Origin of the sequence: Streptomyces sp. NPDC048172, assembly GCF_043202595.1 — a bacterium.
Taxonomy (GTDB): Bacteria; Actinomycetota; Actinomycetes; order Streptomycetales; family Streptomycetaceae; genus Streptomyces.
The window spans coordinates 14,411-34,504 of the sequence record NZ_JBIDAT010000001.1 but is presented as its reverse complement, the minus strand read 5'-3'; the positions used below and the strand labels follow the sequence as shown (position 1 = coordinate 34,504).

The window sequence follows — 20,094 nt, the reverse complement described above, 5'->3', positions numbered from 1 at the left end:
GCGGTCGGGTGGTGACATGCATCGCGGTGGCGGACTGGGAGAGGGGACCGGCGGCCCTTTTGAGACGGGCCCCGAGCGCGCGCAAGGACGCCACCGGCGCGCGCGTGACACCCGCGGTGACGCCCGCGCACAGGACCCGCGCCCCCGCGGTGAGGCGCGCGGCGAGGCCCGCGGACGCGAGGCGGCGGCGGACAGGACGGACGGCGGAGGCAGCAGGGGTGGCCGCGTGGGGGTGACCTACAAGTACTTCGGGGCACCGGACGGTGCCACGGCCGCCCGTGTGCCGATCTCCATGCGCCCGGAGGAGCTGGGGGGCGACGAGCTCGGGCACGGCATGTTCACCAAGATCAAGCCCGAGACGATGGCGGCGATGGTGCTGACCGGCATCGAGGGCATACCCCTGAACCGTGTGCCTCCGCTCGAACTCGTCGTGCTCCACCCGGACTACGCGGTCGTGAAGCTCCCCATGACGGTCGTCGACCCGCTGCGCGGCATCGGCGAGGAGTCGGTGGGCGCCGCGGCCTTCATCTGGTCCACCGTCCCGGACCGCGCGGGCCCCCAGGACGCGTTCAACGTCTATCAGCTCCTGCACCGCTGGCAGGACTTCTCCGACCGCCTCCACGAGGCCGGCCACCAGGCGTACTGCCTGGTGTGGCCGTAGGCCCCGTCAGCCCTCAGGGATTCAACGGGCGCTCGAAGACCGTGCGGAGCACGATCGTCGTCTTCGTGCCCGTCACCGCGGGGATCGAGCGGATCCGGTCCAGCGTGTCGGCGAGGTCCTCCGTCCCGGACGCGCGCACCTTGATCCAGTAGCAGTCCTCCCCCGCCACCTCGTGCAGCTCCAGCACCGAGGGTTCCTCCCGCAGCCGCTCGGCCATCCTCCTCTTCGCCTCCGCGCTGTGCTCGAAGCGCAGCGCGATGTACGCGGCCGTGTCCGCCTCCACGCTTCCCGGGTCGAGCGCCGCGTGGTAGCCGGTGATCACCCCGTCGCGCTCCAGGCGCTGGAGCCGCTCCCGTACGGACGGCTCGGACAGCCCGACGGTCCGGGCCAGCGCCCGCACGGTCTGCCTGCCGTCCCCCGCCATCTCGCGCAGGATCTCGCGGTCGACGTCATCCACGTGTCTGGTCATGGTGAGAACTTGTACCCCATCGCTGGCGAGCCTACTATCTCGAAAGTATTCGGAGGAATGACTTTCGACAAATGAGGTTCTATGCCGCCTGAGCCTATTTTAAAGACAGCACGTCCCCTGCTCCCCTGGCTCGCGCTGGTCACCGTCTGGATCTTCTGGGGCTCGACGTACCTGGGCATCCGGGCCGCCGTCGACACGATCCCCCCGCTGCTCATGGCGGGCTTCCGCTATCTGCTCGCGGGCGCGGTGATGTTCGCGGTCGTCGGCCCCCGGCACGCGCGCGGCGAACAGCGCCCGACCCGCCGCCAGCTGGGCTCCGTCACCGTCGTCGCCGTCCTGATGCTGGTGTGCGGCAACGGGCTGCTGAGCGTCGGCGAGGTGCACCTCGACTCGGGTCTCGCCGCGCTGATCGTGGCGACCGTCCCGGTCTGGATGGTGCTGGTCAACGCGGCGGTCACGCGGACGCGGATCACGCTCACGATGGTGCTGGCGCTCCTCCTCGGCACCACGGGCGTGGCGGTGCTGATGGGCGGCCCGGGCTCCGAGGTGCACGTCGGCGCCGCCGCGCTCGTGGTGTTCGCCTCGCTGTGCTGGGCGACGGGCTCGGTGCAGGCCCGCCGGGTGACGCTGCCGAAGCATCCGCTGGTCGTGACGGCGCTGGAGATGCTGGTGGGCGGCGTGGTGCTGATCGTCCTGGGCGCGCTGACGGGCGAGTTCGCGCGGCTGGACCTCGGCGCGGTCTCGGGCCGCTCGCTGGTGGGATTCCTGTGGCTGGTCGTCGCCGGATCCATGCTCGCCTTCACCGCGTACGTCTACGCCAACGCCACGCTCCCCAACGACGCCGTGGCCACCTACGCCTACGTCAACCCGGTGGTCGCCGTCGCGCTGGGCGCGCTGATCGACGGGGAGGCGCTCAGCGTGAACGTCCTGCTCGGCGGCGCGGTCATCGTCAGCGCGGTCGTCCTCATCGTCGGCGGCAAGGCCCTGACCCGCCGCCTCGGCCGCCGTTCCGGGAAGGGGGACGGGGACAGCGTCCGTACCGACGAGCGTGCGGAGGAACGGGCGGAGCAACGGACGGAGGAGCGGGCCGAGAGCCCTTCCGGGGGCCGGTGAGCCCCGGTGCCGGGCGGAGGCGCGGCCTCCGCCCGGCGCCTCGTCTACGCTGCCCGCCATGCTGCACCTGCGACTGATCGCCCCGGCGGACCGGACCGACAGCGTGATCGAGCTTCTGGAGGGGACGGTCGGCACCACCCACCTCGTCGTGCTGCCGGGCGCGGCACGCGAGCCCGCGGGCGACGTCATCATGTGCGACGTCGCCCGGGAGGCGGGCGACGACCTGCTGCGCGCCCTGCGCTCCTCCGGCCTCGCCGAGCACGGCTCCATCTCGGTCGAGGACATCGACCTGTCCCTCTCCGAACGCGCCGACCGGGCCGAGGAGGACGCTCCCGGCGAGGGCGTCGACGCGGTGCTCTGGGAGTCGCTCTCCGAGGCCACGCACGAGGAGTCGCGGCTGACGGTCACGTATCTCGCCTTCCTCACCGTGGCCACGATGCTCGCGGCCTGCGGCGTGCTGACGGACAGCGCGATCCTGATCGTCGGCGCGATGGTCGTCGGCCCCGAGTTCGGCCCGCTCGCGGGGGTGTGCACGGGGCTCGTACGGCGCGCGCCCCAGCTTGCGCTGCGCTCGCTGAGCGCGCTGCTGGTGGGCTTCCCCGTGGCGATGCTGCTGACCGGGGCCTTCAGCGTGCTGATGGACGGGCTCGGGCTCTTCTCGGAAGAGGATTTCCTCAAGCCCCACCCGGTGAGCGAGTTCGTGTGGAAGCCGGACGCGATGTCGTTCGTGGTCGCGCTGCTCGCGGGCGTCGCCGGGATCCTCTCGCTGACCTCGTCGAAGTCGGGCGCGCTGGTGGGCGTCGCGATCTCGGTGACCACGGTGCCCGCCGCCGCGAACGCCGCGCTGGCGCTCAGCTACGGCAACCTGACCGAGACCTGGGGCTCGTTCGCCCAGCTCCTGGTCAACCTCGGCGGCATCCTGCTCGCGGGAACGCTCACGCTGCTCGGCCAGAAGCTCTTCTGGGCCCGCGTGCGCGGCCGTACGCCCGCGGGTGCGTGACGCCCCCTCCGGCACCGCTCGCGGGCGCACGCGAGGGCGCCCCGCCGCGGCTTGTCATCGCCGCGGCGGGGCGCCCGTGGTGCTCCCATGGGGGGAATCAGTGGGGAGCGGTCACCGTCCCGTCACTCCTTGCCGGGATCGGCACCCACCTTCTTCGCCGCGACACCCTCGTCTCCCCCGTCACCTTCGGCGCCTTCGGGAACGGCGTCCGCCGCGCCCGTGTCCGGCGAGTCGGGTGAAGCGGGGCCGATACGGATCTCGAAGTCACCGTCGTACAGCTCGTTACCGGCGATGACCGCGCTGCTGACGACCTCCTCGCCGACCTCGCCGCGGATGATCAGCGGGTCCCTGCGCAGGTCACGGAGGAGCGCCACACAGAGTCCGACCATGACGACGACGAACGGGACGGCCACCAGAATCGTCAGATTCTTCAGGCCTTCCAGCGCCTTGTCGCCACCACCGCCGATCATCAGCATGACCGCGGCCACCGCACCGGTCAGCGCGCCCCAGGCGATCACGACGACCCGGGACGGCTCCATCGTGCCCTTCTGCGAGAGCGTGCCCATGACGATCGACGCGGCGTCGGCGCCCGAGACGAAGAAGATCGCCACGAGGATCATGACCAGCAGGCCGGTCACCCCCGCGATCGGGTACTCGCGCAGCAGCGAGAAGAACTGCGCCTCCTGCCCGAGGTCCGCCAGCTTCTTCCCGTCGGCCTGGAGCTTCATCGACGTACCGCCGAAGATCGCGAACCAGATCAGGGACACGACGCTCGGCACCAGGATGACGCCGCCGACGAACTGGCGGATGGTCCGGCCCCGGCTGATGCGGGCGATGAACATGCCCACGAAGGGCGTCCAGGAGATCCACCACGCCCAGTAGAAGACCGTGTTGCCCGCGAGCCAGTCGGCCACGCCCTTGCCGCTGCTGGCGTCCGTACGCCCCATGAGCTCCGGCAGGTCGCCGAAGAAGGCGCCGATCGACGTCGGCACCATGTCCAGCATCAGGATGGTCGGCCCCGCGATGAAGACGAACAGGGCGAGCATTCCCGCCAGCACCATGTTGGTGTTGGAGAGCCACTGGATGCCCTTCTCGACGCCGGAGACGGCCGAGAGGATGAAGCACGCCGTGAGCACGACGATGATGGCGACGAGCAGCCCGGTGCTGACGTCGTCCAGCCAGTTGGCCTCCTTCATGCCGCTGCCGATCTGGAGCGCGCCCAGACCGAGCGAGGCAGCCGAACCGAACAGGGTCGCGAAGATCGCCAGGATGTCGATGACCTTGCCGACCGGACCGTTCGCGTTCTTCTGGCCGATGAGCGGCGTGAAGACCGCGCTGATCGTCTGGCGGCGCCCCCGCCGGAAGCAGCTGTACGCGATGGCCAGGCCGACCACCGCGTAGATCGCCCACGGGTGCAGCGTCCAGTGGAAGAGCGTCGTCGCCATGGACGTCGACATCTTCGCCGCGTCGTCCGGCGGCTCGGTGCCCGGGGGCGGCGCGCTGAAGTGGGCGAGCGGCTCGCTCACTCCGTAGAACATCAGGCCGATACCCATGCCCGCGCTGAACATCATCGCGACCCAGGACACGGTCTTGAACTCCGGCTCCTCACCCTCCTTCCCGAGAGTGATCTTGCCGTACCGGCTGAAGGCCAGCCACAGGGAGAAGATCACGAAGCCGGAGGCGGCGAGCACGAAGGCCCAACCGCCGTTGTGCATCGTCCAGTCCAGCATGTCGGCCGAGACGTTCCCGAGGGAATCCGTCCCGAACGCACCCCAGATCACAAAGGCAAGGGTCAATGCCGCCGTGACGCCGAATACCACTCGGTCGGTCTGCGGGCCACGGGCCAGACCCCCGCTGGAGGCGTGCGCCTCCTCTGTCTCATGTTTCACTTTGCCCTATCGCCCTTCCTCCGGCGTGCATCCGGACACCTCTTGATCTGCTGTGATCTGCTGAGCTTCCTGACATGAATCCGGAGGGCCGCTACCCGGGTTCGCCGAAACTAATCCGGTCATACGCTTTGCCCAAACCCTTACATTCCGCCCAACTTCCGTACCGGCAACCGTCTATGACGTGCCGTCAGTTGTCATGATCACGCTGTACGTCAACATGAAAACAGCGGCCAGCCTAGGGCCGACCTTGCCGCGAAGCACGGCGAAGCACAGCTAAGAGGCGACATCGACGCGCCAACGCCACACGGGTGCGCGTCATTCAGGGGCATTCAGCGCCCCGCCGCGGGGACCTCCAGCCCCTCGGGCAGCTCCCCCGTCAGATAGCGCTGGACGGTGGGCGCCACCCAGGCGACGAGCTCCTCCCGGCCGAGCCGGGCGACCGGCGGAAGACCCAGCACATAGCGCCCGAGCGCGAGGCCGAGGATCTGCGAGGCGACCAGGGCCGCGCGCGTCTGCGCCCACTCGGGCTCGGGGCTGACCATCTCGGCGACGGGGGCGAGCTGCTTGCGGAAGATGTCACGTATCCGCTCGGCACCCTCGGCGTTCGTCGCCGCGACGCGCAGCAGCGCCGTCAGCGCCTCGTCCTCCTCCCAGCGGTCGACGAAGTGGCCGACGAGGGCGCCGCCGACGTGCTCCCGCGGCACGTACGAGACATCGGGCATGCGCAGGTCGAACTCGGAGGCGGCGGCGAAGAGCCCCGCCTTGTTCCCGTAGTAGCGCATCACCATCGCCGGGTCGATGCCCGCCTCGCGGGCGATGAGGCGGATCGTGGCGCGCTCGTACCCGTCGGCCGCGAAGCAGTCGCGGGCCGCGCGGAGGATCGCGGCCCGCGTCACGTCGGAGCGGCGGGCTGGGGTTTCGGTCATGTCAACAACTGTAGGCCAACAGGTGTTGACGCGCCAGCGGCCGAGTTCTAATGTTGCCAACAAGCGTTGACCAACAGGCGTTGACCCGCCGGTTGACCCGGTCCTTCCCAGGGAGGCAGCAATGTCACGCACCACCGGATCCACCAGCTCCACCGGTCCCACCGGCTCCACCCGCGCCGTGGACACGGACGTGGTCGTGGTCGGAGCGGGCCCGACCGGCCTGCTGCTCGCGGGAGATCTCGCGGCCTCCGGTCATTCCGTCACCCTCGTCGAGCGCCGCTCCGGGACGACGAGCAATCTCACCCGCGCCCTCGTCGTGCACGCCCGCACGCTGGAGCAGCTCGACGCACGCGGCGTGGCCGACGAGCTGATCACCGTGGGCCACCCCGTGGACCGCCTCCAGCTCTTCGGCCACGCGACCCTGGACCCCACCCGGCTCCCCACCCGCTTTCCGTACATTCTGGTGACCCCCCAGTTCCAGGTGGAGCGGCTGCTGGAGGACCGGGCCCACAAGGCGGGCGTCACCTTCCGGCACGGCGCGAAGGTGACCGCGCTGCGCCAGGACGCGGACGGGATCGAGGTCGAGCTGGACGAGGGCGAGGGAGAGGGCACAGCCGCCGGGAGCACGCTGCGTGCCCGCTATCTCGTCGGCACCGACGGGGTGCACAGCACCATCAGGGAGGCCCTCGGCCTGCCGTTCCCCGGCAAGTCGGTCATCCGCTCCATCGTCCTCGCGGACGTGCGGATGTCCGATCCGCCGTCCTCGCCCTTCACCGTCGCCGCGACGGACCGGGCCTTCGCCCTCGCCGCCCCGTTCGGCGACGGCTGGTACCGAGTGATGGGGTGGTCGTACGACCGCCAGCTCCCCGACAGCGAGCCGGTCGAGCTGGAGGAGGTCCAGGACTTCACCCGGCGGGCGCTCGGCACGGACTTCGGGATGCACGACCCCCGCTGGATGTCCCGCTTCCACAGCGACGAGCGCCAGGCTCCGTCCTATCGCGTGGGCCGCGCCTTCCTCGCGGGCGACGCGGCGCACGTCCACTCCCCCGCGGGCGGCCAGGGGATGAACACGGGCTTGCAGGACGCGGCCAACCTGAGCTGGAAGCTCTCGATGGTCCTCCGCGGCCGGGCCCCCGAGTCCCTGCTGGACACCTATGAGGCCGAGCGGCACCCGGTGGGCAAGCAGGTGCTGCGGGTCAGCGGCGCGATCATCCGGGTAGCGATCATGACCTTCCCCGGCAGTGTGGCGCTTCGCACGGTCGCCGCCGAGGCGATCAACCGGGTCCGGCCCCTGGGCCGCCGCGCGATGCGCACCATCTCGGGCCTCTCGTTCTCTTACGCGGCCCCCGCGGGCTCCCACCGCCTGGCCGGAAAGCGCGCCCCCGACCTGGCGCTGACCTCCGGGCGGCTCCACGAGGCGCTGCGCGAGGGCCGGTTCGTCCTGGTGACGCCCCGGGGCTCCGCCGCGGCCCGGCAGGAAGACCTCCGCTTCGTCCACGCGGAGTACGCGCGAGGGGGCAAGCACACCCTGCTGATCCGCCCCGACGGATACATAGCGTGGGCGGCCGACGGACAGCCCGCCGACTCCGAGCTGCGAGAGGCGCTCACCACGTGGACGGGAGCCGAGTCCCCGGCGTGAGACAGGGACCCAGCCCGACCCGCGGGCCAGCTTCCGGCCGGCCCGCCGGGACATGACGGGGGCGCTGCTCTGCCTCACGGGGGTCGCAGTGATCATGTACGTGGCGCGGGGCAACTGAGGCGGCGCCCCCGGCTCTTCACGGCGAAGACGCGCACCCGCCCCTCCCGGCCCGTCCGATCCTCCCGGCCCCTCCGGACCGGCACCGGCACGCCGGAGAGGGCCGGCGCGTTGACTCCGTGGGGGTGCCATGGGGGGCGGCATGGGGAGGGCGGCGGTGACCGCGGGGGGCGCTGATGCGCCGTAAGCCCGCTGGCCAGCGGGGCGAGGAAAGAGCAAAACGGAAAAGACTGACTTTGGCCACCATAGCCACCGGGCGACCGGACGGGCGTGCGGCCTGTGCGATAGACATTGATGTCCACCGCCCCAACTGGCGGCTGAACACGTTCGACAGGACCAGGAGGCAGCCGTGCCGTGGAGGGCAAGGACGAGTGCCGCGCTTGCGAGGTATGCCACAAGCGGCGTGAGTGCCGCGCTGGCCCTCCTGCTGACGGGCGCCCTCGCCGCCTGCACCGGCTCCTCCGACCCGGACGACGAGGCGGACACCAAACCCGGCGATCCCACCGCGACCACGTCCACCGCGCCCCCGGGCAAGCACCGCACCCTGCCCGAGGCGTGCGGGACCGTCAGCGTCGCCATGCTCAAGGACCTCCTCCCCGGCGCCGCGGCCGAGGAGGAGGCGAGTGACGACGGCTCGGGGGGCGACGACCCCAGCCCCTCGCCGTACGAGGGCGAGGCCAGCGTGACGTATGACACGGACCGCCGGGTGGGCTGCCGTTGGAAGAGCGCCACGACGCTCGGGACCCGGCATCTCACGATCGACTTCGAGCGCGTCGTCTCCTACGATCCCGCGGTCAGCGACGACGAGCAGGCCGGACTGCTCTATGAGAGAAAGGCCACCAAGGCGGACATCCCGCTGACCACCCCCTCCCCGGAGGAGAGCGACGACACCTCCGGCGAGACCGGGGACTCCGAGGGCGCCGACTCCCCCGAATCCTCCGAATCCCCTGACGGGAGCGGGGAGAAGAGCAAGGGCGAGAAGGAGAAGGACGGCGCGAAGGAGTCCGCGAAGGGCAAGAAGAAGGGCGACGCCGAGGGCGACGGGGCGAGCGCGGATGAGACGGACGCCACCCAGGACGGAACGGAAGAGCAGCTCTCCCCTCGTACGCTGGACGGCATCGGCGACGCCGCCTACATCAACGACAAACTGGACACTGAGGACTCCGGCGTGCACCGGGACATCACCCTGGTCTTCCGGACGGCCAACGTGATCGCCACGGTCGAGTACGACCAGTGGGTCACCGACAAGCACCGGATCCCGGGCAGCCGAGAGCTCCAGGACAAGGCTCAGGAGCTGTCGGAACAGCTCGTCGGACGGTTCGAGGAGGAGTGAGCCCGGTGGTCCGGCTCCGCGCCGGACCCGGCCCGGGGTGACCTGACACACGCGTGCGCGGTGCCACGAATCGCCCACCGCGCCTCATGAGCCGCGTACCGTGCCGTCCAACAGAGCCACCCCCTCAGCTCCCAGAACCGAAGAATCCCCGGAAGCGAAGGAACCATGCACCGAAACGTCCCGCGCATCGCCCGTACTCTCGCCTGTGCGGCAGTCGCGCTGCCCGTCCTGCTGGTCGCCGGCTGCTCCTCGGACTCCGACAACGGCGGGAAGGACTCCGACTCCCCCTCGGACTCCGCCAGCAAGTCCAAGCCGGCCAAGGTCGCGCCCGCGAAGTTCAAGGAGTTGCCCGACTCCTGCAAGAGCATCGGCAAGGGCACGGTCAAGGACCTCGTCCCCAAGTCCGACAACGAGGCGGGCAAGCGCGTCGGCTCCGGCGACACCAACGACTCCACGAGCTGCCTGTGGAGCGGCCTGGACAAGTACGACTACCGGCAGTTGACGATCTCGCTCAAGCGCTTCGACTCCGAGGCCTCGCTGGGCACCGGCGACAAGCGCGCCGGCCAGTTCCTGGACGAGCGCGTCGGCGAGACCACGGGCAACAAGGACAACAAGAAGGCCAAGGACTCCCACGTCGCCGATGTCGGCGAGCAGGCCACCTCGGTCAGCTACGAGACCAAGAAGAAGGACTCCAAGGGCAAGTCCGAGGACTTCACCGGCGAGCGCCTCGTCGCCCGCACGGCCAACGTGGTCGTGACCGTGGACTACGAGGGCGCGGGCTTCGAGGACGCCAAGCAGCCCAAGCCGGAGGACCTGAAGAAGAAGGCCGAGAAGGCCGCGAAGGAAGCGATCACCAACATCAAGTAGCGCGCGGGCGCCCTCCGGAGTTCTTCCGGAGGGCGCCTTCCGCCTTGACGCGTATGCCAGGCTGGGCCCGCCAGTTTCCGAGGGTGGGGGACAACTCCAGTGCAGGGCGTACAACTCACGCGAATACACCGCATACTCATCGCGGTCGTCGTCACCGGCGCCGTGGTGATCGCAGCGATCGGCTTCGCCGGTTCGTTCTCGGCAGTGCGCGACCTCGCGGAGAAGAAGGGCTTCGGCTCCTTCGCGCCCTTCTTCCCGATCGGCGTCGACGCGGGCATCGTCGTCCTGCTCGCGCTCGACCTGCTCCTCACCTGGATCCGCATCCCCTTCCCGCTGCTGCGCCAGACCGCCTGGCTGCTGACGGCCGCCACCATCGCCTTCAACGGCGCCGCGGCCTGGCCCGATCCGCTCGGGGTCGGCATGCACGCGGTGATCCCCGTGCTCTTCGTCGTCACGGTCGAGGCCGCGCGGCACGCGATCGGCCGCGTCGCGGACATCACCGCCGACAAGCACATGGAGGGCGTACGGCTGTCGCGCTGGCTGCTGGCGTTCCCCTCGACGTTCCGGCTGTGGCGCCGGATGAAGCTGTGGGAGCTGCGTTCGTACGACGAGGTGATCCGGATGGAGCAGGACCGGCTCGTCTACGAGACGCGGCTGCGGGCGCGTTACGGGCGCGGGTGGCGGCGCAAGGCGCCCGTCGAGGCGCTGATGCCGCTGAAGCTCGCCCGTTACGGGGTGCCGCTCGCCAAGAGCCTGACGACCGTTCCCACGCCGCCGGAGGCGCTGCGGGAGGGGGCGTGGGAGCGCCCCGGCCCGGAGCTCATGCCGGATTCCGCGCCCGTGCCCGCGCCCGCCCCAGAGACGGTGCCGGGGCCCGCCCCACAACCGGGACCCGTGCCCGAGCAGGCGGCGCCCGTGCCGGAGCAGGTGCCCGTGCCGGAGCAGGTGCCCGTGCCGGAGCAGGTGCCCGTGCCGGAGCAGGTGCCCGTGCCCGCTACTGCTCAAGAGGCCGTCCCGGAGCCGGAGCCCGCACCCGAGCCCGTCGCCAGGCCCGTGCCGGAACCCGGCCCCGACCCCGATCCCGTGCAAGAGCCCCTCCCCGTACCGGAGCCCGAGCCGGAGCCCGTACCGGCGCCCGTGCCCGAGCCCGTGCCCGCCTACGCCGCCGAGCGGCGCGATCCCGGGCCGCGGGTGACCGTGCCCGTGACCCCCGGCGGGCGCCACCGGACCCTCTCCTCTCCCCCTGTCGCCGACGACGAGCCCATCGGGATACCGGACGGGGTCCCGCGCGAGGAGTACTACTTCGGGATCTACCGCGAGTACGTCGCCTCGCACGGCGAACGCCCCAACGCCCGCCAGCTCTCCCGCACCCTGCACGAGCGGGGCGTGACGACCGCCGACGGCGGGCTGCTCAGCGAGAGCTATCTCTTCTCGTACATGCGCGAGTTCAAGGACCGCTACAACACCGAGATGGGCCTCGCGGGCTGATCCTGGTCAATCCCCCGGCCTGCCCGGCCACTCGAAGCCCAGCGCCTCCGCGTGCGCACGAGTACCGCCCGCGATGAAGCCGAACGACTTCGGGTCGTCCCGCGCCAGGCGGCCCACCGCGCGTTCGGCCTGGAGCTCCGGCGACCACCCGTTGTCCATGTGCTCGCAGCCGAACCGCAGCCACGGAGCCTCCGCCTCCCCCTCCGAATCACCCTCGTCGCCCGACGGTTCGTACGGGTAGTGGAACGTCAACCGCACCGCGTCGTACTTACCGGGCGCGAGGCCGACCTCCTCCAGGACGCATCTCCACCGGCCCAGCACCTCCGGCTCGGCCCGGAGCCGTTCGCCGATGAGACGGGTGAACGTACGGGCGGGCCACTCCCAGCTGTGGTCGTTCTCGGCACGGGCGACCTCGGCGTCGTACTGGACGGCGTCGAAGCGGAGTTGGAGCTTCTCCTCCTCCGGGAAGGTCCGCCACACCTGCCAGACCACCGTGTCCCCCTCGCGGCTGATCGCGGCGTAGAGCGCGCCGCAGCACGGCTCCGTGCAGAGGGCCTCCAGGAGTTGGACCTCGTGCGGCTCGGCGCCGTCCGGCCCGGCGCGCAACAGGCCCGGCTCCAGGAGGTGTTCGGGTGCGTGCACCGGACCTGAGCCGAGGGCCTCGCCGAGCACCGGCCGCCCGTCGACGAGGACGCGGGTCTCGGCGCGGAACCAGCGGTCGGGGTCGCGCGAGGTCACCTCGATCCGGAGGGTGCTCAACCCCTCCCGTACGGCGGGGGGCTCGTCGTCCTCCCGCTGGGGCGCGCGGGTCCGCATCCGCGCCACCCACTCGGCGCGCGCCCGGTCGGTCCGTGCCCGCAGGTCGGAGGCCGAGGGCACGGGAGGCGCCTCGGGCTCCGGCCACGACCACAGCGCGTCGCACAGCCGTTCCACGATCAGCTCGCGCTCCCCCGCCTCCCAGTCCAGCAGCCGCGTGTGCCCGCTGTGCACGTCGAGGAGGAGCGAGGTGAGCAGCGCCCGGTGATCGAGCGTGGGTTCGAGGGACGCGGCGTGCGTGGAGAAGGCGAGCAGGACACGGCGCGCGTCCGCGTAGCGGAGGATCTGCGGAATGCTGTCCTCCGGCTCGGCCATGGTCGCGAGCAGCCGTCCGGTGTGCGCGAGGACCTCCGGGTCCGTGAGCGGCGCCGAGGGCAGGTCCGCCGCCTCCGCGACCGTACGGGCCCGCGCGGCCTCCTCCCGCCCCGGGCCGAGCCCGCGCCGCCGCAGCCAGTGCCGCGCCACCGGATCCGGCCGCTGGCACAGCACGTGGACGGCGTCGCTCCGCTGCTGCGGCCGGGCGGCGCACTCGGCGAGCCGTACGATCTCGCCCGCCGTGCCGTCGAGCGAGGCCAGCACCTCGGCGGCGGGCCGCAGACAGCGGGACAGCCGCCCCACGGCCACGATGTACGGCACCTCGTCGGGCCCCGCCGTGCCCCGCAGCAGCGCGAGCCCGACCCATACGACGCGCCGGTCGGTGCCGTCGCGTACGAGCCGCAGCCCGAGCGCGCGGGCGCGCGCGGGGTCGGTCTCGGGGAGGGATTCGACGACCGGGAAGGCCGTACGCTCGCCGATGTCGAGGTCGCCGATCAGCTCACGCAGCCGCTCCGGATCCGCCGCAGCCGGATCCGCCGGATCCTCCGCGAGGAACTCCTCCAGCACGGTCCGCAGCCGGAGCTGACGGTCGACGTCGTGGTCCCGGTCCGGCCGGAACGGCTCGTCGGGAAGGGGATGTCCGCCCGCGGGCAACGGGCCCTCGCGGCCATCCGGGTAGGTCTGACGGAGAAGACGGCGCGCGTGCCCGTACAGCGAAAGCCGTGGGAGCCGCGCGGGGGACGCGCTCACCAGCGCGTGAGGATCTCGATTCCCTTGGTCATGCGCCGATCCTGACAGCGCGTCCCCGTCACGGCAACAGCTTTACGCCACCGGCCAGGCCGTGTCCGGCGGATCCTGGTTGCGCGCAGTTCCCCGCGCCCCTGAGGCCTCAGGGGCGCGGGGAACTGCGCGAGCAACCACAACGCACGCGCGGCCTGCGAGGCACAGGCAGGGGCAGCCCCTGCCCAGCAAGCCCCTCGGTCACGGCCTACGCCGCCAACAGCTTGCGCACCCGCTCCTGGCCCACCGCCAGCAGCAGCGTGGGCAGTCGCGGGCCCGTCTCGCGCCCGACCAGCAGCCGGTACAGGAGTGCGAAGAAGCCGCGCTGGGCGACCTTCAGCTCCGGCGTCGGCTTGGCGTCCGGGTCGAGACCGGCCTGGATCTTCGGCACGCCGTAGACGAGCTGGGTCAGCCCGTCGAGCGACCAGTGCTCGTCCAGCCCGTCCAGCAGCATCCGCAGCGACTCGCGCGCGGTCTCGTCCAGCGAGGCCAGCAGCTCCGTGTCCGGCTCGTCGCGGACGCGCGTGCGCTGGTCCTCCGGCACCTGGGTGGTGATCCAGCGGTGCGCGCGGTCGAGCCGCGGGCGGACCTCGTCCAGCGCGTGCACCGGGTGCTCCGGGTCCAGCTCGCTCAGGATCCGCAGCGTCTGCTCCTCCTGGCCGCCCGTGATGTCCGTGACGGAGGCGAGCGTGCGGTACGGCAGCGGGCGCGGGGTGACGGTGAGCGGGCCGAGCGCGGTCGAGGACGCACGCGTGTGCGCGGCGACGTCGGCGGGCTGGGCGCTGCCGTCCGCGATCTTGCGGACGAGCGCGTCCCACTCGTCGTACATCCGCTGGATCTCCTGGTCGAAGGCGACCTTGAAGGACTGGTTCGGCTTGCGGCGCGCGTACAGCCAGCGCAGCAGCGGGCCCTCCATGATCTGCAGCGCGTCGGCCGGGGTCGGCACGCCGCCCTTGGACGAGGACATCTTCGCCATGCCGCTGATGCCGACGAACGCGTACATCGGGCCGATCGGCTGCGCGCCGCCGAAGATCTCCTTCACGAGCTGCCCGCCGACGACGAACGACGAGCCCGGCGACTGGTGGTCCACGCCCGAGGGCTCGAAGACGACGCCCTCGTACGCCCAGCGCATCGGCCAGTCGACCTTCCAGACCAGCTTGCCGTGGTCGAACTCGCGCAGCAGCACCGTCTCGCCGTGCCCGCACACGCAGCTGTAGGCCAGCTCGGTGGACTCGTCGTCGTACGCCGTCACGGTCGTCAGGTCGCGGCCGCAGACCGTGCAGTAGGGCTTGTACGGGTAGTAGGCGCCGGAGCCCGTGGAGCCGTCGTCCTCGCTCGCCGCGCCGGAGCCCTCGGCGGCCTCGACCTCGGCCTCGTCGGCGGGCTTCTGCTGCTTCTGCTGCTGCTTCTTACCACCGCCCTTACCGGCCTTCTCCAGCGTCCGGTAGCGGTCGAGCACGGCGTCGATGGCCCCGCGCTCGCGCATGGCGAAGAGGATCTGCTCGCGGTAGGCCCCGCCCGTGTACATCTCCGTCTGGCTGATGCCCCGGTACTCGACGCCCAGCTCGGCGAGGGACGCCTCCATCGCTGCCTTGAAGTGCTGGCCCCAGCTCTCGTACGGGCTGCTGGGCGGCGCCGGGACGGCGGTCAGCGGGCGGCCGATGTGCTCGCTCCACGACTCGTCGACGCCCTCGACCCCGGCCGGGACCTTGCGGAACCGGTCGTAGTCGTCCCACGAGATGATGTGCTCGCAGTCGACGCCCCGCCGCTTGATCTCGTCCGCGACCAGGTGCGGGACCATCACCTCGCGCAGGTTGCCGAGGTGGATCGGGCCCGAGGGACTCAGGCCCGACGCGCAGACGATTTTCTTGCCGGGGGCACGACGCTCCGACTCGGCGATGACCTCATCGGCGATACGGGAGACCCAGTCGGCCTCATGAGTGGTCTGAGCCACGTCCGGCACTTCCTTCTCTCTGCGCGTCACAAGCCTTCCGCCCCATTGTCCCATCCAGAAAACCGGTGGCCGTCCCGTGGGATACTGGGGCCATTCACACGACCATCCAACGGAACGGTTAGCTCTCCATGGCCTCGGTCCCCTCACTCGCCGCTTCGGTCCGCCAGCGTGTCTCGGACGCCCTCTCGGCTGCCCTGCCGGATGCCGCCTCCGCCGACCCCCTGCTGCGACGTAGCGACAGGGCGGACTTCCAGGCCAACGGCATGCTGGCCCTCGCCAAGCAGCTCAAGGGCAACCCCCGCGAGCTGGCCGCCAAGGTCGTCGCGGAGCTCCCCGAGGGCGGCGAGATCAAGGACATCGAGGTCTCGGGCCCCGGCTTCCTGAACATCACGGTGAGCGACGAGGCGATCGTCCGTACGCTCGCGGCCCGCGCGGCCGACGACCGGCTGGGTGTGGGGTACGCGGAGCACCCCGGCACCACCGTGATCGACTACTCGCAGCCGAACGTCGCCAAGGAGATGCACGTCGGCCACCTGCGGTCCACGGTGATCGGCGACGCCATCGTGCACATCCTCGAACACCGGGGCGAGAAGGTGATCCGGCGCCACCACATCGGCGACTGGGGCACCAACTTCGGCATGCTCATCCAGTACCTGATCGAGCACCCGACCGAGCTGGACCACGAGGCGGACGCGGCGGGCGCCAAGGACGCGGGCGAGGCCGCCATGGCCCGGCTCAACCGGCTCTACAAGTCCTCGCGCGCGGTCTTCGACTCCGACGAGGCCTTCAAGGCCCGCGCCCGTGACCGGGTCCCGGCGCTGCAGAGCGGCGACCCGGAGACGCTCGCGCTCTGGCACAAGATCGTCGACGAGTCGAAGACGTACTTCCAGGGCATCTACGCCGAGCTGGACGTCGAGGTCCGCGACGAGGACGTCGTCGGCGAGAGCGCGTACAACGACGATCTGCACCAGGTCGTGAAGGACCTGGAGGAGTCCGGCGTCGCCGTGCGCTCCGAGGGCGCGCTGTGCGTCTTCTTCGAGGACGTGAAGGGCCCCGACGGCACCCCGACGCCGCTCATCGTCCAGAAGTCCAACGGCGGCTTCGGATACGCGGCCACGGACCTGGCCGCGATCCGCAACCGGATCGGCGAGCTCAAGGCCGACACCCTGCTGTACGTGGTGGACGCCCGGCAGGCCCTGCACTTCCGGATGGTCTTCGAGACCGCCCAGCGCGCGGGCTGGCTGCCCGAGGGCGCCGCGAAGCAGCTCGCGTTCGGCACCGTGCTGGGCAAGGACGGCAAGCCGTTCAAGACCCGCGAGGGCGAGACGGTCCGGCTGGTCGACCTGCTCGACGAGGCGGTGGAGCGGGCCGCCGAGGTGGTGCGCGAGAAGGCGCAGGACCTCACGGAGGAGGAGATCCAGGACCGCGCCTCGCAGGTCGGCATCGGCGCGGTGAAGTACGCGGACCTGTCGAACTCCATGACGCGGGACTACGTGTTCGACCTGGACCGGATGGTCTCCCTCCAGGGCGACACCAGCGTCTACCTCCAGTACGCGTACGCCCGTATCCGCTCGATCTTCCGCAGGGGCGGCGAGACCGCGAAGCCCGCGCCGCACCCGGAGATCGAGCTGGCCCCGGCCGAGCGGGCGCTCGCGCTCCAGCTCGACGAGTTCGGTGACACGCTGGCGGCCGTCGCCGAGGAGTACGCGCCGCACAAGCTCGCCGCGTACCTGTACGAACTGGCCTCGCTCTACAGCCGGTTCTTCGAGAACTGCCCCGTCCTCAAGGCCGACACCGAGGAGCAGAAGGAGAACCGCCTCTTCCTCTGCGACCTGACGGCCCGCACCCTCCACCAGGGCATGGACCTGCTGGGCATCAGGACGCCTGAGCGACTGTGAGCCGCGGCGCCCTGCGGGCGCCGACAGGCGCCCTTCAGGGGCGCGGGGAACTGCGCGCGCAACCCGCCTGCACGCGGTGGCCCGCGACGCGACAGCAAGGGGCAGCCCCTGCCCGGAGCCCTCTCAAGAGGGCCCGGCAAAGGCTGCCCCAGCCGGAAATCGGTCAGCGCAGAAGGCCCGCGGCCTCCGTAGCCCAGTACGTCAGAATCATGCGCGCACCGGCCCGCTTGAAGCCGGTCAGCGCTTCCAGGATCGCGGCCTCGCGGTCCACGAGCCCCCTCTCGGCGGCGAGCTCGATCATCGCGTACTCGCCGGAGATCTGGTACGCGCCCACCGGCACGTCCGTCGCGGCCGCGACCTCCTTGAGCACGTCCAGGTACGGCATGCCCGGCTTGACCATGGCCATGTCCGCGCCCTCGGCGATGTCCAGCTCCAGCTCGCGCAGCGCCTCGCGCCCGTTCGCGTAGTCCTGCTGGTACGTCTTGCGGTCGCCGGTGAGTGAGGAGGCGACGGCCTCGCGGAACGGGCCGAAGAAGGCGGAGGCGTACTTCGCGGTGTACGCGAAGATCCCCACGTCCTCGTGCCCGGCGCCGTCCAGCGCCCGCCGCACGTGGCCGACCTGGCCGTCCATCATCCCGCTCGGCCCGAGCACATGCGCTCCGGCCTCCGCCTGGACGAGGGCCATGTCGGCGTACCGCCCCAGCGTGGCGTCGTTGTCGACCCGGCCCTCGGCGTCGAGGACGCCGCAGTGGCCGTGGTCGGTGTACTCGTCGAGGCACAGGTCGGACATGACCACGAGGTCGTCGCCGACCTCGGCCCGTACGTCGCGGAGCGCGACCTGGAGGATGCCGTCCGGATCGGTCCCGGCCGTGCCCGCCGCGTCCTTCTTCGCGTCCTCCGGGACGCCGAAGACCATGATCCCGCCGAGCCCGGCGGTGACGGCCTCGGCCGCCGCCTTCTTCAGCGACTCGCGCGAGTGCTGCACGACGCCGGGCATCGAGGAGATCGGCACCGGCTCGGCCGCGCCCTCACGGACGAAGACCGGCAGGATCAGGTCGGACGGGTGCACCCGGTGCTCGGCGACCATGCGGCGCATCGCCGGCGTCGTACGCAGCCTGCGGAGCCGGGTGCCCGGGAAACCCCCGTACGGATTCCCGCCGTACGGGGCCCCGGTTGTGCTGTCGTTCACGAACGTGCCCTCCTCCTGGCCGGGCGCTTCTCGCTCGGCCGCTTCACGGGGTCACCCGCCTCCACGGCGTCGGCACGCCGCTGCGCGCCGAAGTCGGCCAGCGCCTCGGCCAGCTTGTGCACGGACGGCTCGGGCGACATGACGTCCACCCGCAGGCCGTGCTCCTCCGCCGTCTTGGCGGTGGCCGGGCCGATGCAGGCGATGACGGTGACGTTGTGCGGCTTGCCCGCGATGCCCACGAGGTTCCGCACGGTGGACGACGAGGTGAACAGGACCGCGTCGAACCCGCCGCCCTTGATCGCCTCGCGGGTCTCGGCGGGCGGCGGCGAGGCGCGCACGGTGCGGTACGCGGTGACGTCGTCGACCTCCCAGCCCAGCTCGATGAGCCCGGCGACGAGGGTCTCGGTCGCGATGTCGGCGCGCGGCAGGAAGACACGGTCGATCGGGTCGAACACCGGGTCGTACGGCGGCCAGTCCTCCAGCAGACCGGCGGCCGACTGCTCGCCGCTCGGCACCAGATCGGGCTTCACGCCGAAGGCGATGAGGGCACGCGCCGTCTGCTCGCCCACCGCCGCGACCTTGATCCCGGCGAAGGCCCGCGCGTCGAGCCCGTACTCCTCGAACTTCTCGCGCACCGCCTTGACCGCGTTGACGGAGGTGAAGGCGATCCACTCGTAGCGGCCCGTGACCAGGCCCTTGACCGCGCGCTCCATCTGCTGCGGGGTGCGCGGCGGCTCCACGGCGATGGTCGGCACCTCGGCCGGGACCGCGCCGTACGAACGCAACTGGTCGGAGAGGGAGGCCGCCTGCTCCTTGGTGCGCGGCACCAGGACCTGCCAGCCGAACAGCGGCTTGGACTCGAACCAGGCCAGCTGATCGCGCTGGGCCGCGGCGCTGCGCTCGCCGACCACGGCTATGACGGACTGCCCGCCGTCGGGCGAGGGCAGCACCTTCGCCTGCTTCAGGGTCTGCTGGATGCTGCCGAGCGTCGCGGTGAACGTGCGCTGGCGCGTGGTCGTCCCGGCGAGGGTGACGGTCAGCGGGGTGTCCGGCTTGCGGCCCGCGGCGACCAGCTCGCCCGCGGTGGCGGCGACCGACTCCAGGGTGGTGGAGACGACGACGGTCGCGTCGCTCACCCCGACCTCGGTCCAGCATCTGTCGTCGGCGGTCGCGGCGTCCACGAAGCGCACGTCCGTGCCCTGCGCGTCCCGCAGCGGCACCCCGGCGTACGCGGGCACGCCGACGGCGGCCGCGACTCCCGGCACCACCTCGAAGGGGATCCCGGCGGAGGCGAGCGCGAGCATCTCGCGGGCGGCGTCCGAGTCGAGGCCGGGGTCACCGGCCACCGCTCGTACGACCCGCTTGCCGGAGCGCGCGGCGGCCATGGCAAGATCTGCTGCATCGCCCGCCGGGTCAGGGGCAGTTGATGCCTCCTGCCCTTCCGGCTGGAGCGGGGTGTCCACCCCTGCCCGCGTGTGTGTGCGCACGACGTCCCGTACCCGGGGATCGGCGACGAGCACATCGGCCTGCGACAGCGCCTCGACGGCGCGGAGGGTCAGCAGCCCCGGGTCGCCGGGCCCGGCACCCAGGAAGGTGACGTGTCCGTGCGCACCGTGCAGGTGCGGTCGTGGCGCGGCTGC

General features: G+C 71.4%; 15 protein-coding genes. 8 read left to right on the top strand and 7 right to left on the bottom strand.

The genetic code is table 11. From position 1 onward, the window contains the following. Positions 1–16: 16 nt before the first annotated feature. Entirely contained in the window at positions 17–661 is a 645-nt protein-coding gene (locus tag ACGF3A_RS00150) for a hypothetical protein (RefSeq protein ID WP_393724172.1), read from the top strand. Positions 662–674: 13 nt separating this feature from the next. Here ACGF3A_RS00150 and ACGF3A_RS00145 read toward each other — a convergent pair whose 3' ends face one another. After that, positions 675–1,130 (bottom strand): Lrp/AsnC family transcriptional regulator, encoded by a 456-nt coding sequence (locus ACGF3A_RS00145; RefSeq protein WP_393724170.1) that lies wholly within the window; start codon positions 1,128–1,130, stop codon positions 675–677. 81 nt (positions 1,131–1,211) lie between these two features. Here ACGF3A_RS00145 and ACGF3A_RS00140 point away from each other — a divergent pair, with 81 nt between their 5' ends. Both ACGF3A_RS00140 and ACGF3A_RS00135 read left to right on the top strand, forming a co-directional pair. Next, positions 1,212–2,243, top strand: a complete 1,032-nt coding sequence (locus ACGF3A_RS00140; protein WP_393724168.1) for an EamA family transporter — start codon at positions 1,212–1,214, stop codon at positions 2,241–2,243. Between the two features lie 58 nt (positions 2,244–2,301). Then, on the top strand, positions 2,302–3,243 hold the full coding sequence (locus ACGF3A_RS00135) for a DUF389 domain-containing protein (protein WP_393724167.1): 942 nt from the start codon (positions 2,302–2,304) through the stop codon (positions 3,241–3,243). A 122-nt stretch (positions 3,244–3,365) separates the two neighbouring features. On the opposite strand, the gene ACGF3A_RS00130 is transcribed toward ACGF3A_RS00135, so the two are convergent. Continuing rightward, positions 3,366–5,132: a BCCT family transporter gene (locus ACGF3A_RS00130; protein WP_393724165.1), complete on the bottom strand. Its 1,767-nt coding sequence runs from the start codon at positions 5,130–5,132 to the stop codon at positions 3,366–3,368. A gap of 329 nt (positions 5,133–5,461) precedes the next feature. Further along, positions 5,462–6,058 (bottom strand): TetR family transcriptional regulator, encoded by a 597-nt coding sequence (locus tag ACGF3A_RS00125; protein WP_393724163.1) that lies wholly within the window; start codon positions 6,056–6,058, stop codon positions 5,462–5,464. A 121-nt stretch (positions 6,059–6,179) separates the two neighbouring features. Between ACGF3A_RS00125 and ACGF3A_RS00120 the strand changes: the two genes are divergently transcribed. The 4 genes from ACGF3A_RS00120 (at position 6,180) to ACGF3A_RS00105 (ending at position 11,502) form a co-directional block, all read left to right on the top strand. Then, a complete protein-coding gene (locus ACGF3A_RS00120) occupies positions 6,180–7,697 on the top strand; it encodes an FAD-dependent oxidoreductase (protein WP_393724161.1) in 1,518 nt (505 codons plus the stop codon). 520 nt (positions 7,698–8,217) lie between these two features. Further along, complete coding sequence (locus ACGF3A_RS00115) at positions 8,218–9,147, top strand: hypothetical protein (RefSeq protein WP_393724159.1); 930 nt, start codon at positions 8,218–8,220, stop codon at positions 9,145–9,147. A 165-nt stretch (positions 9,148–9,312) separates the two neighbouring features. Beyond that, positions 9,313–10,014 (top strand): DUF3558 domain-containing protein, encoded by a 702-nt coding sequence (locus ACGF3A_RS00110; protein WP_393724157.1) that lies wholly within the window; start codon positions 9,313–9,315, stop codon positions 10,012–10,014. Positions 10,015–10,113: 99 nt separating this feature from the next. Then, on the top strand, positions 10,114–11,502 hold the full coding sequence (locus ACGF3A_RS00105; protein WP_393724155.1) for a DUF2637 domain-containing protein: 1,389 nt from the start codon (positions 10,114–10,116) through the stop codon (positions 11,500–11,502). Between the two features lie 6 nt (positions 11,503–11,508). On the opposite strand, the gene ACGF3A_RS00100 is transcribed toward ACGF3A_RS00105, so the two are convergent. Both ACGF3A_RS00100 and lysS read right to left on the bottom strand, forming a co-directional pair. Next, entirely contained in the window at positions 11,509–13,383 is a 1,875-nt protein-coding gene (locus ACGF3A_RS00100) for a hypothetical protein (protein ID WP_393724153.1), read from the bottom strand. A gap of 238 nt (positions 13,384–13,621) precedes the next feature. Further along, positions 13,622–15,421: a lysine--tRNA ligase gene (lysS, locus tag ACGF3A_RS00095; protein WP_393724152.1), complete on the bottom strand. Its 1,800-nt coding sequence runs from the start codon at positions 15,419–15,421 to the stop codon at positions 13,622–13,624. Between the two features lie 74 nt (positions 15,422–15,495). Between lysS and argS the strand changes: the two genes are divergently transcribed. Next, a complete protein-coding gene (gene argS / locus ACGF3A_RS00090) occupies positions 15,496–17,265 on the top strand; it encodes an arginine--tRNA ligase (protein ID WP_393724150.1) in 1,770 nt (589 codons plus the stop codon). Between the two features lie 163 nt (positions 17,266–17,428). Here the strand turns inward: argS and hemB are convergent, their stop codons facing one another. Together hemB and ACGF3A_RS00080 are read right to left on the bottom strand one after the other, a co-directional pair. Then, positions 17,429–18,454, bottom strand: coding sequence for a porphobilinogen synthase (gene hemB, locus ACGF3A_RS00085; protein ID WP_393724148.1), 1,026 nt, complete (start codon positions 18,452–18,454; stop codon positions 17,429–17,431). Then, positions 18,451–20,073 (bottom strand): uroporphyrinogen-III synthase, encoded by a 1,623-nt coding sequence (locus tag ACGF3A_RS00080; protein WP_393727053.1) that lies wholly within the window; start codon positions 20,071–20,073, stop codon positions 18,451–18,453. Before ACGF3A_RS00080 ends, hemB begins: the two co-directional genes overlap by 4 nt. Positions 20,074–20,094: the final 21 nt, after the last annotated feature.

Bases quoted from the DNA above. Each gene is read 5' to 3' on its own strand.
- ACGF3A_RS00135 (WP_393724167.1), top strand. From the start codon at position 2,302: ATGCTGCACCTGCGACTGATCGCCCCGGCGGACCGGACCGACAGCGTG.
- argS (WP_393724150.1), top strand. From the start codon at position 15,496: ATGGCCTCGGTCCCCTCACTCGCCGCTTCGGTCCGCCAGCGTGTCTCG.
- ACGF3A_RS00145 (WP_393724170.1), bottom strand. From the start codon at position 1,130: ATGACCAGACACGTGGATGACGTCGACCGCGAGATCCTGCGCGAGATG.
- ACGF3A_RS00120 (WP_393724161.1), top strand. From the start codon at position 6,180: ATGTCACGCACCACCGGATCCACCAGCTCCACCGGTCCCACCGGCTCC.
- lysS (WP_393724152.1), bottom strand. From the start codon at position 15,421: ATGGGACAATGGGGCGGAAGGCTTGTGACGCGCAGAGAGAAGGAAGTG.
- ACGF3A_RS00110 (WP_393724157.1), top strand. From the start codon at position 9,313: ATGCACCGAAACGTCCCGCGCATCGCCCGTACTCTCGCCTGTGCGGCA.
- ACGF3A_RS00125 (WP_393724163.1), bottom strand. From the start codon at position 6,058: ATGACCGAAACCCCAGCCCGCCGCTCCGACGTGACGCGGGCCGCGATC.
- ACGF3A_RS00140 (WP_393724168.1), top strand. From the start codon at position 1,212: ATGCCGCCTGAGCCTATTTTAAAGACAGCACGTCCCCTGCTCCCCTGG.
- ACGF3A_RS00150 (WP_393724172.1), top strand. From the start codon at position 17: ATGCATCGCGGTGGCGGACTGGGAGAGGGGACCGGCGGCCCTTTTGAG.